This window comes from Coriobacteriia bacterium (assembly GCA_030652115.1).
GTDB lineage: Bacteria > Actinomycetota > Coriobacteriia > Anaerosomatales > Anaerosomataceae > UBA6100.
The window spans coordinates 345,058-359,388 of the sequence record JAUSBK010000001.1 but is presented as its reverse complement, the minus strand read 5'-3'; the positions used below and the strand labels follow the sequence as shown (position 1 = coordinate 359,388).

At 66.4% G+C, this 14,331-nt stretch carries 13 protein-coding genes and 4 tRNA genes; 9 read left to right on the top strand and 8 right to left on the bottom strand.

Going from position 1 to position 14,331, the window contains the following annotated elements; translation table 11 throughout:
- The first annotated feature begins 12 nt into the window (after nucleotides 1-12).
- Complete coding sequence (locus Q7W51_01875) at nucleotides 13-3,123, top strand: hypothetical protein (GenBank protein ID MDO8847120.1); 3,111 nt, start codon at nucleotides 13-15, stop codon at nucleotides 3,121-3,123.
- 13 nt (nucleotides 3,124-3,136) lie between these two features.
- Complete coding sequence (locus tag Q7W51_01870; GenBank protein ID MDO8847119.1) at nucleotides 3,137-4,093, top strand: hypothetical protein; 957 nt, start codon at nucleotides 3,137-3,139, stop codon at nucleotides 4,091-4,093.
- A gap of 5 nt (nucleotides 4,094-4,098) precedes the next feature.
- On the opposite strand, the gene Q7W51_01865 is transcribed toward Q7W51_01870, so the two are convergent.
- Nucleotides 4,099-4,404: a MoaD/ThiS family protein gene (locus tag Q7W51_01865; GenBank protein ID MDO8847118.1), complete on the bottom strand. Its 306-nt coding sequence runs from the start codon at nucleotides 4,402-4,404 to the stop codon at nucleotides 4,099-4,101.
- A gap of 151 nt (nucleotides 4,405-4,555) precedes the next feature.
- Between Q7W51_01865 and Q7W51_01860 the strand changes: the two genes are divergently transcribed.
- Nucleotides 4,556-5,518: a response regulator gene (locus Q7W51_01860; GenBank protein MDO8847117.1), complete on the top strand. Its 963-nt coding sequence runs from the start codon at nucleotides 4,556-4,558 to the stop codon at nucleotides 5,516-5,518.
- Between the two features lie 15 nt (nucleotides 5,519-5,533).
- Here the strand turns inward: Q7W51_01860 and Q7W51_01855 are convergent, their stop codons facing one another.
- From Q7W51_01855 to tadA, 7 genes are all read right to left on the bottom strand, one after another.
- Nucleotides 5,534-6,097, bottom strand: coding sequence for a thymidine kinase (locus tag Q7W51_01855; protein ID MDO8847116.1), 564 nt, complete (start codon nucleotides 6,095-6,097; stop codon nucleotides 5,534-5,536).
- Between the two features lie 77 nt (nucleotides 6,098-6,174).
- Nucleotides 6,175-7,425 carry an MFS transporter gene (locus tag Q7W51_01850; protein ID MDO8847115.1) on the bottom strand — a complete coding sequence of 417 codons (1,251 nt, stop codon included), beginning with the start codon at nucleotides 7,423-7,425 and terminating at the stop codon, nucleotides 6,175-6,177.
- Nucleotides 7,426-7,436: 11 nt separating this feature from the next.
- Nucleotides 7,437-7,529, bottom strand: a tRNA-Ser gene (locus tag Q7W51_01845).
- Between the two features lie 107 nt (nucleotides 7,530-7,636).
- On the bottom strand, nucleotides 7,637-7,867 hold the full coding sequence (locus Q7W51_01840) for a hypothetical protein (GenBank protein ID MDO8847114.1): 231 nt from the start codon (nucleotides 7,865-7,867) through the stop codon (nucleotides 7,637-7,639).
- A 4-nt stretch (nucleotides 7,868-7,871) separates the two neighbouring features.
- Nucleotides 7,872-8,324: a hypothetical protein gene (locus tag Q7W51_01835; protein ID MDO8847113.1), complete on the bottom strand. Its 453-nt coding sequence runs from the start codon at nucleotides 8,322-8,324 to the stop codon at nucleotides 7,872-7,874.
- A gap of 120 nt (nucleotides 8,325-8,444) precedes the next feature.
- Nucleotides 8,445-10,322, bottom strand: a complete 1,878-nt coding sequence (locus Q7W51_01830; protein MDO8847112.1) for a DUF2207 domain-containing protein — start codon at nucleotides 10,320-10,322, stop codon at nucleotides 8,445-8,447.
- 21 nt (nucleotides 10,323-10,343) lie between these two features.
- The gene (gene tadA / locus Q7W51_01825; GenBank protein MDO8847111.1) at nucleotides 10,344-10,802 is read right to left on the bottom strand and encodes a tRNA adenosine(34) deaminase TadA; all 459 of its coding nucleotides are present in this window, start codon (nucleotides 10,800-10,802) and stop codon (nucleotides 10,344-10,346) included.
- Between the two features lie 102 nt (nucleotides 10,803-10,904).
- Here tadA and Q7W51_01820 point away from each other — a divergent pair, with 102 nt between their 5' ends.
- From Q7W51_01820 to Q7W51_01795, 6 genes are all read left to right on the top strand, one after another.
- Nucleotides 10,905-11,900, top strand: a complete 996-nt coding sequence (locus Q7W51_01820) for a M20/M25/M40 family metallo-hydrolase (protein ID MDO8847110.1) — start codon at nucleotides 10,905-10,907, stop codon at nucleotides 11,898-11,900.
- Nucleotides 11,901-12,013: 113 nt separating this feature from the next.
- Nucleotides 12,014-12,103, top strand: a tRNA-Ser gene (locus tag Q7W51_01815).
- 34 nt (nucleotides 12,104-12,137) lie between these two features.
- Nucleotides 12,138-13,292 carry an ABC transporter permease gene (locus Q7W51_01810; GenBank protein ID MDO8847109.1) on the top strand — a complete coding sequence of 385 codons (1,155 nt, stop codon included), beginning with the start codon at nucleotides 12,138-12,140 and terminating at the stop codon, nucleotides 13,290-13,292.
- Nucleotides 13,292-13,999, top strand: coding sequence for an ABC transporter ATP-binding protein (locus Q7W51_01805; GenBank protein ID MDO8847108.1), 708 nt, complete (start codon nucleotides 13,292-13,294; stop codon nucleotides 13,997-13,999). The genes Q7W51_01810 and Q7W51_01805 overlap by 1 nt, the downstream gene beginning before the upstream one ends.
- A gap of 58 nt (nucleotides 14,000-14,057) precedes the next feature.
- A tRNA-Ser gene (locus Q7W51_01800) sits at nucleotides 14,058-14,151 on the top strand.
- Nucleotides 14,152-14,202: 51 nt separating this feature from the next.
- A tRNA-Arg gene (locus Q7W51_01795) sits at nucleotides 14,203-14,279 on the top strand.
- The last annotated feature ends 52 nt before the right edge of the window (nucleotides 14,280-14,331 follow it).

The following is a 14,331-nucleotide window of genomic DNA, read 5'->3' as shown; positions in this document are numbered from 1 at the left end:
GGAGGCGCGACGGTGCAGATCTTCTCCGTCTTCTTCATCAGCCTCTTCGCCGTCGGCGTGCTCATCCAGGTCCTCACCTACCGCAAAGAGAAGGCGGTCAAGCCGAAGCGCATCATGATCAGCCAGTCGGCCGCGTTTCTCTCGATGGTGGTCTTCTCGATCATCACGCTCCGTCCGCCTGGTCCGATCTGGTGGGTCGTGCTGCTCACGCTCGGATTCGTCGGCGGCATCGCCTATGGCAGCTTCGTGAACGTGCGTACCGGGGCCAAGGGCGTGACGATGAGCTACACGCTCCCCTGGCTCATCACCTGGGGCGCGCTGATGACGATCACGCAGCTGTCGTCGGTCATGTTCAGGTCGGTGCCCGTGTTCATCTACGGACTCGCAATCCTCAACCTCGGCATCAACATCGGGATGAATGCCCGGATCCTGCTCGGCTATCGCACGGTCGCGGCCGTGGCAACCGCGGGTCTCGCGCTCGCACTGCTCGCGGGCGTGACGCCGGCCCCTGCCGAAGCGCAGCAGGACTACGACACCGCGCTTCCCGAGGTGATGCGGGGCGAGGTCGACGGGCTTTCGGTCGAGGTGTTAGGCGTGGGCGGCATTAGCGGCGACTGCATCCAGGCCATCTTCACAAACGAGCTCGGTGAGCCCGTGACCGTCCTCGTACCCATGGGTACCCGCCTCTTGCCCGAGTCCCCCCAGACCCAGATCATGGTCACGGCCGGCAACGAACTGCTCAGTGTCGATCCGGGCACAACCGAACACTTGGTCAAGGGCTTCTGCTCGCTGCACTCAGCCAGCGCACCTTCATCGGGTGAGCGCTTCTCGTTCTTCGAGATGGCCGACGAGGACATGCTCCGGGTTCTGCGCAACATCTACGAAGCGGGGGCCTTCGACAGCATCGGCCAGCAGGCGCTCTGGTATGTGACTGACGGCGGCAGCCTGGAGACCATGGATCCGGCGGTACGGGCGCTGATACCCGACGGGATCGACGAACCCACCAACACCTCCGACGACTACGGCGCCGTGGGCAGCGAGTACGATCCGAGCAACGTCCTCGATACGAGCGGCCAACAGCCGCTCAACCCCGTGCAGGGCGCCGCCGCGGTAGGCCTCTCGAGCCTGATCCTCGCCGCCGGATCGCTGCTGCAACTCACCGACAAGCTCGACCCGAACGAGATCCTCGAGTCTCTCAGGGGCCTCATCTCCGAGAGCCCCGGCGCGCAGCCGGTGACACCGCCGGTACCCGACGCGATTGCAGGCCTCCCGCAGAGCGCAGACGGGCGTGTGTACATGCGCGTGCCCTGGGACGAGGCCGGCGAGGCGTGGGTCAGCGCCGAAGAGGCTGCGCAGACACTCAAAATGCAGCAGCAGGGCTACACCTGGGACAAGCGCTGGGGCTGGGTTACCGGGAGCGAGCAGGCACAGTACGACGCGACGCTCGACGCCAACCGCAGACAGAACCTGCAGCAGGACCCGGAGCTCGCCAAGATCTGTCGCCAGATCCAGCTCGCGCGGGCCGAGGGCGAAGCAAAGGCCGCCTACTGGAGGCAGCAGCAGATCGATGCCCAGCGCAAGTGGGTTCTACAGAACCAGATTCGCTCGAACGAGCTGGTATCCGATGCGCTCGCGTACGACGTTACGGTCGCCGATCTCGCCTACTACCCCGTCGCTGGCGTGCAGCTCGCGGCGGACATGGCCGTGAGCGGCATCGCCACGGTGTTGACCCCCACCCCGCTGGGGCCGCTCGCCCAGGGCCTGCGCGCGGGCTACAACATGCTCAAGGGCGTCGGCACCGCCGTTGGCGAGAACATGGTGGGCATCCCCGTGATCGACCCAGAGACCGGCCTGCAGGCAATCGACCCGGAGACCGGACAGGCGCTCGTTCGGCACTCGTTCACCGCCGAGGACCTGGCGCGCGGCACGAAGTACGGTGCCGTGAACACCGCACTCGACTTCACGATCGAGGCTGGCGCGCGCAAGCTCCTTGGCCAGCCGCAGCTGTGGAAGGAGCTCGCGCCCGCTCCGCCGGTACCGTCGTCGCTCCTGGTGCCGAAAGCCGCGGTGCAGCAGCTCACCGCCGGTGTCGATGACGTCGTCGCGAGTCAGGGCGTGGCCGCGGCGACCAAGACCGTCGACCAGCAGGCGATCCTCAAGCTTTACGAGAAGGGCGGCATGGCCAAGCTCGCCGAGCTCGAGAAGCTCGGGCAGATCTCGAAGGCACAGGCCGCCGTCATGAACCGCGTGGTTGCCGAGCACGTCGACGGTGCCGTCACGAAGGCCGCTCAGACCGCGGTGACGCAGTGGGACACCGCCGCGCAGCGCGTCACCCTCGAGCGTGTGATCATCGGTGACTCGGGCAGCTCGGCCGGACGCGCGATGAAGGCTGCCTCGGCGCTCACCGACAACGACAAGGCGGTCGTTGCGATCTTCAACCCCGACGAACTGGCTGCCGAGGCCTCACGCCGGGGCATCTCCCCTTCGGAACTCTACGAACGGCTCAACAAGCAGGTCACGAACGATGTCGCCAGCAACGTGAAGCTTCCCGGCGGACTCGATCCATCGGACGCGAAGGTCGAGCTCTACAGCGGCATGGGCGGCAAAGCGGGACCGAAAGATGCCTACCCGCGCGAGTTCACCGAGCTGCGCATGGCCACCCAGGGCAAGGGAACGGTCGTGGACGCGTCCACGGGCAATGTGGTCACGACGTCAGGCGAGTCGGTGGTCGATCAGACGCGCATGATGCAGGCCGCAGTGGGTGAGCCGCCGCGCTTCACCAACCCGAGCTTCCCCGTCTCGGAGTTCCCCGCCGTCGCCGAGCAGCAGGTACAGGCGCTCGCCAAGCCGGCGCTCGACCCGAAGACCGCGGCCAAGGCGATGGACCGGCTGCTGCTGATGACCGAGCGCACCGCGGTCGCCGAGACGGGCGTAGTGGCGAACCCGCACCTGGCGCAGATGGCGCGGACCATCGCCGCCAGCCCGCAGATGGACAAGGGCACGATCGCCTACCTCGCGAAGAACGGCTACACCCCGGACGAGTTCGCCTCGGCCATCCAGGCTGAGGGCAGCCGCCTTGCCGAACACATCCAGCGCGTGGCTCCCACGCTGGCGAACAAGTAGAGGAGTGCGTGACGTGAGATACGACGCCGAGAACTCGCGCATCGAACTGTCCGCCGTTGAGCTTGCTGGTGCAGTCTCCGGCCTCGAGCTTCAGCTCGGTCCGATCGCGCCCGGACGGCTGGGCGGCGGAGGGCCGGACGCGCTTCGTGCGTTCGAGGACGGTCTCCTGACACTGCCCTCGGCGGCTCGCGACCTCCTGGCAGCCAACCTCGCCCGCATCGCGAACCCGACGCGTGCGCTCAAGATCACCGCGGCCGCGGGAGATGCGTGGCTGCACCGCGCGGTCTACGCGTTCGACGACACCGGCACGAGCGTCCTGGCAAGCGCGCTCGACTCGAACTTCCTCGCCGCGTCCTCGGCCGCAGAGATAGCTGCGGTCATGAGCACGGCGCTCGTCGGCGAGCCGCCAGTGATCGACAGCGACACGCGCCTCGAACTCGACGGTCGCGGCATTGTCGCGCTCGTGGCTGCGGCCGACGCACTCCGGTACGGCCGACTCGCCGCGCTCGCGAACCACACGCAGTACCCAGAAGGTCTCGTCGCCTCGGAGGTGGCCGCGCGTCTCGCCGAGTCGATGATCGACGACCCGCGCTGGAGCTCGAACCTCCTCGCCTCTGTGCTCCCATTCGACGCGAGCGCGTTCATGGACACGCCCACCGTCGACCTGGCGATGGGTAGGCTTGCCGAAGCCGGTCTCTTCGCGGTCACCGATCGAAACGGCGCGCTGCCCGCGATCTACCACCCCACGGACGCGGGACTCGTCACGTTGCACACCATCGCCGAAGCCACCGGACGCGTGGCGTTCACGCTCTTCGAGAAGCGCGACGACGCCATCGCGTACGAGTCCGTGTTGCTCGCCTACGGCCGCGGCATGCTCCTCATGCTGAACCTCGCTCCCGAAGGGGGCGGCATGGCGCCGCTGTCATCGGGAGCGCTGGCGACACTCATCGCACGTGTGTCGGGAACCTGAGAGCCCTAGGCTATCGCGTACTCCTCGATGCCTGCACGACCGAAGAACGCGGGGTGCGACGCCGGCGTGCCGTAGGGCACGTACGCCACGCGATCGCCGGGGCGGATCGTGGCCCCTAGGCCGACGAGGTGGCCGTTCAGGAACAGGCCTTCGATGCGCTCGACAGGCAGACCCAAAGAGGAAGCAAGGTCCAGGGCGCGAATCCCTTCGGTAGGAACGCGCATCGTGAGGCTGGTAGGAAGCCCGTGCTCGCGGCAGTAGCCGTGGAGCAGGGCGATCACGCGTACGGTTGCGGGAGCGGTATCGGTCATAGCAGTCCCTTTCAGGGCGGATACCGCATCGAAGCAAGAAGTGCGCCCACTGGGTAGTCGCTTTCGGGAGATGACACCGGGTATACACGCAGTGGAAGCTGCGGCCGCGCCAGCGAACACCCGGCTCGGCGACACGAGAAGAAGGTGCCGCATGGAATCGCACGGGACTTCGGAGAAGTGCAACGTACTGATCATCGAGGACTCAGCAACGTTGCGGCAGATGGTCACGATGTCCCTCGAGGAACGCGGCTACAAGGTCTGGAGCGCGGCCGACGGCATCACCGCGCTCCACTCGCTCACCGAGCACGTACCTGATGCGATCATCCTCGACCTGAACCTGCCCGACATCGACGGCTTCGAGCTGTGCAAGCGCATGAAAGCGTCGCCTGGCAGCCACAACATCCCCGTGCTGGTGATGACCGGCCTGGACCAGCCCGGCTTCGAGATCATGGCGATCGAGGCGGGCGCGGACGACTTCATCGCCAAGCCAGTCGATCCGCTCGTGCTCGACGCCCGCATCCAAATGGTCGTGCGGCGCATGCGGCGTGAGCGTTTCGCCAACGCGCTCACCGGCCTGCCGAGTAACGCGCTCACCGAGGAGCGCCTCGCCTTCATGCTCGCTCGTCAGCATCCGTTCGCGGCGGTCTTCATCGATATCGACGACTTCAAGCCATTCAACCGGCGCTACGGCTACGCACGCGGCGATCTGCTGCTCCGGCATGTCTCGGAGCTCATCCTCGAGTCCGTGGGCTTCTCAGGATGTGGAGAATCGTTCGTGGGCCACATGGGAGCCGACGATTTCGTCGTCATCTGCGATCCCGAGACCGCCGAAGCCGTGGCGAAGGGGATCGCAGAGTCCTTCGACCTCAGTGTCATGGACTTCTACGAGGACGAAGACCGCGACCGCGGCTTCTTCATCCTCACCACGCGTTCGGGAGATGCAACGCACTACGGTCCGCTCACGCTCTCGATCGGCATCGTCCCGGTGATCGACTCGTACCCCGACTCGGTCATCACACTCACCGACGCCGGCGCCGAGCTGCGCGCATACGCGCGCCAGCAACCCGGCAGCTCGGTGATGGTGGAGCGGCGCGCCCAGCCCGGTCCTCGGTAGGCGTCACGCCAGAGGCTACGACCTGCCCGGAACCTCGTGGCAGTCGGGGCAGCGCGCCTCGTAGTAGTCAGCGCCTCCCACCAAGATGAGCGGCGAACTCCACGGCGCCGGCTGCCCGTCGATCACCCGCTGGGTTCGCGTGGCCACGCCGTGGCACTTCTGGCAGATGGCGGTCAGGAGCGACATCTCATCGGCAAGCGCCATGAGCGTGGGCATCACGCCGAACGGCTCGCCGCGGAAGTCCTGATTGAGGCCGGTCACGTACACGAGCCGACCTTCGGCGAGCAGCCGCTGCACCACGGGAACGAGACCCTCGCCGAAGAACTGCGCCTCCTCGATGGCCACAACGGTGCAGTCCCGCGCGTCGATCTCCACGGGATCGCCCACCACGACAGCCTCCATCTCGGTGCCGAGTCGCGAGCGCGCTTTGCAGCCGTCGCGCGAGTCGACCGAGTGCTTGTAGATGATCATCGTGTCGCCGATGACAGTGTGGCGGGAGAGCAGGCGGATGAGCTCGCCCGTCTTTCCACTGCTCATGCACCCGGCGATCACGTGCAGGCGCCCGACGGTATCCGGCATGAAGCCTCCTCGAGGTGTTGCGCGACACTCACAGGATACCGCGCCAGGGCACCGGGAACGCGGCGTTTCCTCGGCCATCATGCCTCGTCGAACGACTCCTCGCAGGAGCTGCGTCCCGGGGCGAGGCAGAGCGTTCGCCACGCGTACGGCGCCATCGCAAGCGTGAGCAGCCCGGCAAGCAGCCCGGGGGACCACACCGTCGCGTGCTGCAGGAGGAAGCCGCCGATGATCGGCGCCACCACGCGTGTGAGGCTCATGATGGATGTCTGCGCTCCCAGTACGCCGCCCACCTCATCGGCACCGACCGCCTTCGAAAGCGCGCTCGTCATCACGGTCGAGCTGACCGCAAGACCGAGGGACAGCGGAACGACCACCAGGACCAACAGGAGGACGTTCGGCACGAACGCCCACGCCAGAAGCGAAACACCGGAGAGGCCCACTCCCCCGAGGAGCAGCGCGTCGTCGCTGAAGCGTTTCGTCAGCCTGCCGATGAGGCCAGCCTGCACGATGACGCTCAAGACACCGATGTAGCCGAGGAAGATGCCGGTCTGACTGGCCTTGAAGCCGAGGGCTGCCAGCGCCCACAGCGAGAACATCGTCTCGAACAGCGCGAACGATACGCCGGTGACCGCCCGGATCGTGAGGATCGGCCCCACGCGCCGATGCTTGATCGCGTGGCGCAGCCCGGCCAGATCGAAGACCTTGCGCTTAAGGGCGACGAGGCGCGCGCGCGCCTCGGAGGACAGCGACTCCGGCAGGAACAGCGTCACCGCCGCGAGGTTCACGACCGAGATAGCCGCGCCAGCCCATGCCGGCGCCGAGTAGCTGATGTCCGAGAGCAGACCTCCGGTGACCGGTCCGACGACGAAGCCGAGTCCGAAGGCGGCGCCGATCAGCCCCATCGCCTTGCCGCGCTCCTTATGGTCGGTCACATCGGCGATGTAGGCCTGCGCAACGTTGATGTTGCCGCCGGTCAACCCGTCGATGACACGGCTCAGGAACAGCAGCGGGAGCGAGTTCGCGAGCGCAAGGACCACGAACCCGATGGCCGTGCCGAGAATCGACAGCAGCAGGATCGGCTTGCGCCCGTATCGGTCGGACAGCCGGCCGAGCAGCGGCGCTCCCACCAACTGCGCAAGCGGATAGGAAGCGACAAGCAGACCGATCTGGAACTCGGAGGCGCCCGTCTTGTCCGCCAGGTACGGCAGCAACGGGATGACGATGCCGAAGGCCAGCATGTTCACGAGCACGACGACAAAGATGATCAGCAGATGGCGGTTCTTCATGGCTCCATCATAGGCGTGGACCGCCCGTACGGGGCGGCCCACGGTAGATGATCTGGCGGAGAGTCAGGGATTCGAACCCTGGATACGGTTTAACGCCGCATACACGATTTCCAGTCGTGCTCCTTAAACCACTCGGACAACTCTCCGGCTCGTGAGGCCGCGAGGCGGCCACAAACGCATACGCGAGTATAGCCGCCGCGGTCGGGAGGAGCAACGCGCGTGCCGGGAGCGCCCCGGGGCGCTGACCCGCCCGTCAGCGGAGCCTACGCACCTGTTGCGCCGCGGCCTCGGCCATCTCCTTGCCAACGAGCAGTCTCAGCTGCAGCGCCAGGTTGTCGGCGATGACCGGCAGATCGAGGATGTCGATCGAGTCGGGGTCCTTGCCGATTCGCTTGGTCTCCAACTCGACTGAGACGCCCGCGAGCACGACCCCCACAAGAGGTCCGAGCGTCTTCTCGATCGACAGTGCCAGATCGTTGGCCATCGGACTACTCGCCGTCCGGTGTGTCGGGGTCGATCACGGCAGCCAGGAGCTGCTCCTCGCCAGTGAGGCGTTTCAGAAAGCGAGACATCGCCAGCCTCACGCGCACGAAGTAGACGCTGAACAGCGCCATCGCCACCACCAGGAGTAGGTCGGCTCCCAGCCGTGCGTGGTCGGCCGAGAAAGCGGGAAGCCAACGCCCGACCCAGCCGATCAGGACCGAAGCGGTCATGCAGATCACGGCGAGAACGGCGTAGCGGATGTTCTCAGCGATAGCGGCGCCCTCGGCGATCTTTGCCACCGCAAGGATGCCTGCCAGGAGCACAGCAGCGGCGATGAGCGCCGCAACGCCCGCGCCGATTGCCAGCCACTGAGGCACGTCACCCGCGCTCATCGCGTAGGCGGGAGCGGGAACCGTCAGAAGAAGGGCGGTTGTCAGCAACAGTTTGGACCGATGCATAGCCTTAGAATCGCTCTCTCTTCGTTTGACGCACGGGCGCGGTGGTGTCACTTGTTCTTACCAAATCGGCGTGTTGCGGCCATTCCTTAACCCGAACGGCGATCGAAACCCGACGAACGGTCACCCTGCCCCGCCGCCACCGCCACCGCCACCGCCGCCGCCACCGCCCGAGAACCCGCCGCCGCCACCGGAGGACGACGAGTTGTGACTCGCCGCCACGGAGGCCACGGACACCATCCCGGTGGAGAGCGAGTTCATAGGCGAGAGGCCGCTCGAGCTCGGCGTAGCCATCCACATCCAGGTGCCCATCATCGGAGAGGCCATGATCTCGGGAGCCACGATCTTCAGGTCGCGCATCACCTGCTCGGCGATGCCAAAGACCACGGCGAGCGTGAGGAAGTGCCGCCACAGCACGATCGAGGTCGGCGGCTTCTCCTGCAGCCGGCCGAAGTCCTCGAGGTAGCTCTGCACGGCCGCGTACTTGGCCGCCAGCTCCGCCGCCGCCGGCGTTCGGCGCTTCATGCTGCCGCCGAGGATGGCGATCGCGAGACCGATCGGGATCGTCCACAGGAGGAACCACCCGGTACCGGCGAAGATGACCGGGCCGATGCCGGAGAACATGATGAGGAAGCCGAGCGCCATGAAGCCGCCGACGGCCTTACCGCCCTTCTGCTCGAAGAAGCCACGCGCTTCGACCTCTTCGGTCACGAGTTTCTTGTACTCGGCCACGCCCTCGAGCCAGTCGTCCGCGCGCGTCTTGCTCTGGTTGATCTGCTTGAGCTCCTCCATCGTGAAGCTGTCGGAACGCGCCATCGTGCCGAAGAGGAAGTCGATGAGCTTCTGCTCGCTCGCCGCAAGCCCGATCTCTTTCTCTCGCACCCGCGTGAGGCGGTACGTCTCCACATCCGACTTCATGAGGCCGAGAAGCGCCTTCTTTTCCGCGTACTCTCGCCCGATGGCTATGGCACCCCGATCGATGAGATCCATCAGCGTGGCGGTCATCGCGGTTTCGCTCGGGGCGCCCATGTTGATGAGCGCCGAGACCTGTGCCGGTGGCAAGTCGGAGGGCTCCTCGCGGAAGTACTCACCCCGGAACTGCGGGACGTACTCCTTGCCGTGGTTCTTCCAGTAGAGATACGCCCAGGCGAGCGCCGCGAGCGGCAGGATGCCGAGCAGCACGCTCCAGAGCACCATCTGCGCGCGGCTCCAGAAGCGCTCGGTGTTCGCCTCGTCGGCCAGCTTGTCCTCCTCGGCGAGCACCGACTGCAGGCGCGGCTCGTCGATCATCTCGGCAGTGCTGAGCGCCGAGGGAGGGAACAGCACGCGCCCCTCCACGTAGTAGCCCACGGGCAGCCGGTCGACGACGAGATCCAACGTGCCGTCGTCGTTCAAGATCACGTCACCCGTGAGCGGACCGTGCGCCCACGCCCTCACCTCGTCGCGCGTCACGCCCTCCGGCAGGATGATGTGCACCGACACGTTCTCGCTGTCGAGCTCCCAGGCGTCGCCCACGAACTGCCAGTAGAGCTCACCGGTATCCTGCCAGCGCACGGCGGCGCCGTAGACTCGATACCGAAGCGTGAGCGTATGTTCGGTGTCCGCGGCCCGGAAGAATGCGCGGACCTCGATCGAGTCACCGAAGTCGGTGACCTTGTAGGTCTGCGGAGGGCGCATCTCGATCGCGTCGAAGTCCTCCGTGATAGCGTAGTCGCCTTCAGGACCCGACACGCCGAGGATCTCCATGACCGGGTAGGCCCCGAGCGTCTGGGCGTCGATCGGGCCGCTCTTGTAGAGGTCCCAGTACGCGAAGGTGTAGTCGCCGTTGAAGTCGAAGGTGCGCTCTTCGGTGACGAGCATCGAGCCGTCAGGCGCGACCTCGGCGGTGATGGCCACGTTCGTCATCCTGTACGACTTGGCGTGAGCCGGCGCAGCCGCGAGCGCAAAGCCGAGCGCCACGACCAATGCTGCCAGTGCGAACCGTGCCGACCGAGACTTCATCGACGCCTCCCCGATGTGTTCCTACCGACGCCCCCGCAGGTCCTGGAAGAACTCCTTGAGTATCTGCCCGCACTCGTCCTCCAGCACTCCGCCGCGCACCTCGAAACTGTGATTCAGCCGCGAATCGGCCGAGAGGTCGTACAGCGTGCCCGTGGCCCCGGCCTTGGGATCGGCTGCGCCATAAACGAGCCGGTCGACGCGCGCGTTCACGAGCGCGCCGGCGCACATGGGGCATGGCTCGAGCGTGACGTACAGCGTGCACCCCGACAGGCGCCACCTGCGGAGTCGCCACGCGCCCTCACGGATCGCGATCAACTCGGCATGCGCGGTGGGATCGGCGGCGCTCTCGCGCGCGTTACGCCCGTGCGCCACAACGGCACCGTCGCACACGAGAACGGCGCCGATGGGGACCTCCCCTTCGGCGGCGGCCAAACGCGCCTGTTCGAGCGCGAGCGCCATGTATACGACGTCTTCGTCCATCCCCACCGATGCTACAGCATCTCAACACAGCGGAGGGCGTGTAGGCTCCCGCCGAGGGGTAGGAAGTCTTGTCATGGGCGTGGACTGGGAGGAGTGACCCCTATGCGTCGCTTACAGAAGCTGACCTCACTTGCACTGACCGGCGGGTTGTTGCTCGCGCTGCTCGCGCCGAGCGCGCTTGCAACGCCGGTGGTGCCCGAGGGGATGGGCACGCTCGCCTACGGCTATGTGGAGGAGCTGGCAGCCGAGACACGCGCGGCCGGAACCGGACAGGAACTCGCCGCTGCGGAGCAGATCGACACATGGTTCGACTCGATGGGCTACAACGCCGGGTTCCAGTCCTTCACCTACGGCCCGACCTCGAAACCGTCGTACTCGCAGAACGTGATCGCGTTCAAGAAGGCAACGGCGTCCCCTGCCGGCAAGACCGTGCCGCTCGTGATCGTCGGGGCGCATTACGACTGCGTGCCGGCGGGAAAGGGTGCCGATGACAACGCCTCTGGTGTGGGCGTGATGCTCGAGGTGGCCGAGCGCCTGGCCGACGCCGACCTGCCCTACGATATCGCCTTCATCGCCTTCGGTGCGGAAGAGGTGGGCCTCGAAGGCTCGAACTACTACGTGAAGCAGATGAGCAAGGCCGACCGGGAACGCGCGATCGCGATGATCAACTTCGACTCGCTGATCGTGGGCGACTACCGCTACATCCACGCGGCCTTCAACCACAAGACCTGGGTTCGCGATGAAATGCTCGGCATCATCGACGACTACGACCTCGGCATTCGCACGCACACGAGTCCCCGATACCCGGCGGGCATCACCCCGCCGGGCTTCAGCGACTACACGGCGTTCTCGAAAGCGGGCATCGCTGTGGCGGCATTCGAGTCCACGAACTGGGAGATCGGCGACCTTGACGGTTATCTGCAGCTCGATGCCGCGACCGAGTTCGCGGGCACGGACTACGACGACCTCTGGGAGATCTGGCACACGGAGTTCGACTATCTGAAGTTCATCGACTGGCTGCTCGGCGACAGGCCGGAAGATCATCTCGAGGCGTACAGCACGCTTGTGTACGTGTTCTTGCGGGACCTGGAGCCATAGCACCGACGAGATCGATCCTGCACCCGGGCCGCGCGCGAGGCCGTACCTGCGCGCGGCCCGGGTGGCGCCGCGTAGCACGGCGATGACCCTCCTCCGCTATAATCCACGTGCGCGGAGGGGTGGCAGAGCGGTTGATCGCCCTGGTCTTGAAAACCAGTAGGCCCGCAAGGGTCTCGTGGGTTCGAATCCCACCCCCTCCGCCATAGCCCGCTCGCTTTGCCCACGCGAAGGAGCCGCATGCTCGCGCTCAAGGAACTGCTCGGCAGCAAGCTCAAGTTCGCGCTGATCGCCCTCGCGATCGGTCTGGTCGTCTCACTCACCATGGTCACCTCGGCCATGTCCGAGGGTCTGCTGACCGGCATGTCGGGCGCGAAGTCCTCGCTCGACGCCGACGCGCTCGTCTTCCAGCGCGACACGTATCCCACACTCGAGCGGTCCATCCTCTCGGCCGACGACCTCGAGACGATCGCCGATACGCCCGGCGTGGCGAGCGCCTACGGCGTGGGCCACACCTTCGCGAGCGTGGGCTCCGCCGAGGAGCCGTTCGACGTGCGCGTCATCGGCCTGGGCGACCGGCTCGACCAGCTGCCGATCGTTGAGGGCACCGGAGAGATCGGAACCGGTGAGACCGTCATGGACATCACGGCCAAGCTCGAGGGCATCGAACTCGGCGACACGGTCACCCTCACACCAGTGGAGACCGAGCTCACCGTGGTCGGCTTCACCGAGAACCGCCGCTACGTGATGGTGCCGACGCTCTTCGTGAGCCTCGATACCTGGGAGCAGCTCCACGTCGCTTCCGTCCTCGGGCGCGTCGAGGAGGAGGGCGGCGCGGACGCCGCCGGCGCGGCGCAGATGGAGGCGGAATTCGCGGGCAGCGCCTCGGTGGCCGCGATCGAGCTCACCGATGACGCCAGCCTCGAGGACGTGCAGGCCGAGTTTGGGGACGCGTACACGCTCGCCTCCCCCGAAGAGGCCGCCCGTGCCGGCAACGGCATGCCCGAGATGATCCTGGCTGTCGGCGGGATCCAGTGGGTATCGATCATCATCGGCGCGCTGCTCGTAGGCGTGTTCTTCTACATCACCACGCTGCACAAGACCGGGCAGATCGCGGCGATCAAGGCGATCGGCGCCTCCAACGCCTACCTCTACCGCCAGCTATTGCTGCAGATCACGATCCTCGTGGCGGTGGCGACCGCGTTCGGCATCGTCGTCGCGCTCGGCGCGGGCGCCGGCATGCCGCCGATGATGGCGTTCGACCCCGACCTCGGCCGCTGGGCGGTCGCCGTGCTCGCCGTCTTCGGAATGGCGTACGTGGGAAGCCTCTTCTCACTCAGGAGCATCCTCAAGACCGACCCGGCCACGGCCCTCGGCAGGAGCGCTGAGGCCTGATGTTCGAGGTCAGGAATATCACGAAGGTCTACGGCAGCGGCCGTACGCAGGTGACCGCGCTCGACGACGTGTCGTTCGCCCTCGGCAAGGGCCGGCTGCTCGCCGTGCTCGGGCCCTCGGGCTCGGGGAAGACGACGCTTGTCTCGATCATCGCCGGGCTGCTCCAACCCACCTCGGGCGAGATCATCATCGGCGGGAAGCCCGTGCACCTGCGCAGCGCCACCGAGGCGGCCCGATACCGCCGCACCGAGGTCGGGCTCGTCTTCCAGGAGCATCACCTCGTGCCGTACCTGAGCGCGCGCGAGAACCTCCTGCTCGTCCCACACCTCTCGGGCAAGGTCACCCGCGCCGACCGTGAGCGCGCCGACGGGCTGCTCGCCGACTTCGGCATGGCCGAGCGCGCAGGCCACCGCCCGTCACTGCTCTCAGGCGGCGAGCGTCAGCGCGTGGCGATCGCGCGAGCGCTTATGAACGAGCCGGAGGTTATGCTGGTGGACGAGCCCACCTCGAACCTGGATACCGAGCGCGGCCTCCAGGTGGTCGAGCTGCTCAAGCGTCAGGTCCACGAGCGCGCGATGACGTGCATCATGGTCACCCACGACCCGCGCATGGCCGATCACGCCGACGAGGAGCTGCGGCTCGTGGACGGCCATGTGGTCGGCAGCGGCGCGCGTGAGGTTACCGAAGCCGGCGTTCAGCCTTCGTAGATCGAGGCGGTGACGCTCGGCGGCACCCCTGCTACAATGGGCGGCGCTTCTCTCACGCGGAGAGTTGGCCGAGTCGGCTGAAGGCGCTCGCCTGCTAAGCGAGTAAGGGGCTAATAGCCCCTTCGAGGGTTCGAATCCCTCACTCTCCGCCATTTGACAACTAACGTGCGACCAGGCAGGATACTGAAGCCTCGCGCACACACGCGCCCTTAGCTCAGCTGGATAGAGCGTCTGACTACGAATCAGAAGGTCGCAGGTTCGAATCCTGCAGGGCGCGCCACGAAGACTTACACGAAGGGCCCCGCCATCGGCAGGGCCCTTCGTTATATGCG

What these genes read in the sequence shown, in the direction of transcription:
- Q7W51_01865 (MDO8847118.1), bottom strand. Translation starts at nt 4,404, where the DNA reads ATGACCGATACCGCTCCCGCAACCGTACGCGTGATCGCCCTGCTCCAC.
- Q7W51_01860 (MDO8847117.1), top strand. Translation starts at nt 4,556, where the DNA reads ATGGAATCGCACGGGACTTCGGAGAAGTGCAACGTACTGATCATCGAG.
- Q7W51_01855 (MDO8847116.1), bottom strand. Translation starts at nt 6,097, where the DNA reads ATGCCGGATACCGTCGGGCGCCTGCACGTGATCGCCGGGTGCATGAGC.
- Q7W51_01840 (MDO8847114.1), bottom strand. Translation starts at nt 7,867, where the DNA reads ATGGCCAACGATCTGGCACTGTCGATCGAGAAGACGCTCGGACCTCTT.
- Q7W51_01835 (MDO8847113.1), bottom strand. Translation starts at nt 8,324, where the DNA reads ATGCATCGGTCCAAACTGTTGCTGACAACCGCCCTTCTTCTGACGGTT.
- Q7W51_01830 (MDO8847112.1), bottom strand. Translation starts at nt 10,322, where the DNA reads ATGAAGTCTCGGTCGGCACGGTTCGCACTGGCAGCATTGGTCGTGGCG.
- tadA (MDO8847111.1), bottom strand. Translation starts at nt 10,802, where the DNA reads ATGGACGAAGACGTCGTATACATGGCGCTCGCGCTCGAACAGGCGCGT.
- Q7W51_01820 (MDO8847110.1), top strand. Translation starts at nt 10,905, where the DNA reads ATGCGTCGCTTACAGAAGCTGACCTCACTTGCACTGACCGGCGGGTTG.
- Q7W51_01810 (MDO8847109.1), top strand. Translation starts at nt 12,138, where the DNA reads ATGCTCGCGCTCAAGGAACTGCTCGGCAGCAAGCTCAAGTTCGCGCTG.
- Q7W51_01805 (MDO8847108.1), top strand. Translation starts at nt 13,292, where the DNA reads ATGTTCGAGGTCAGGAATATCACGAAGGTCTACGGCAGCGGCCGTACG.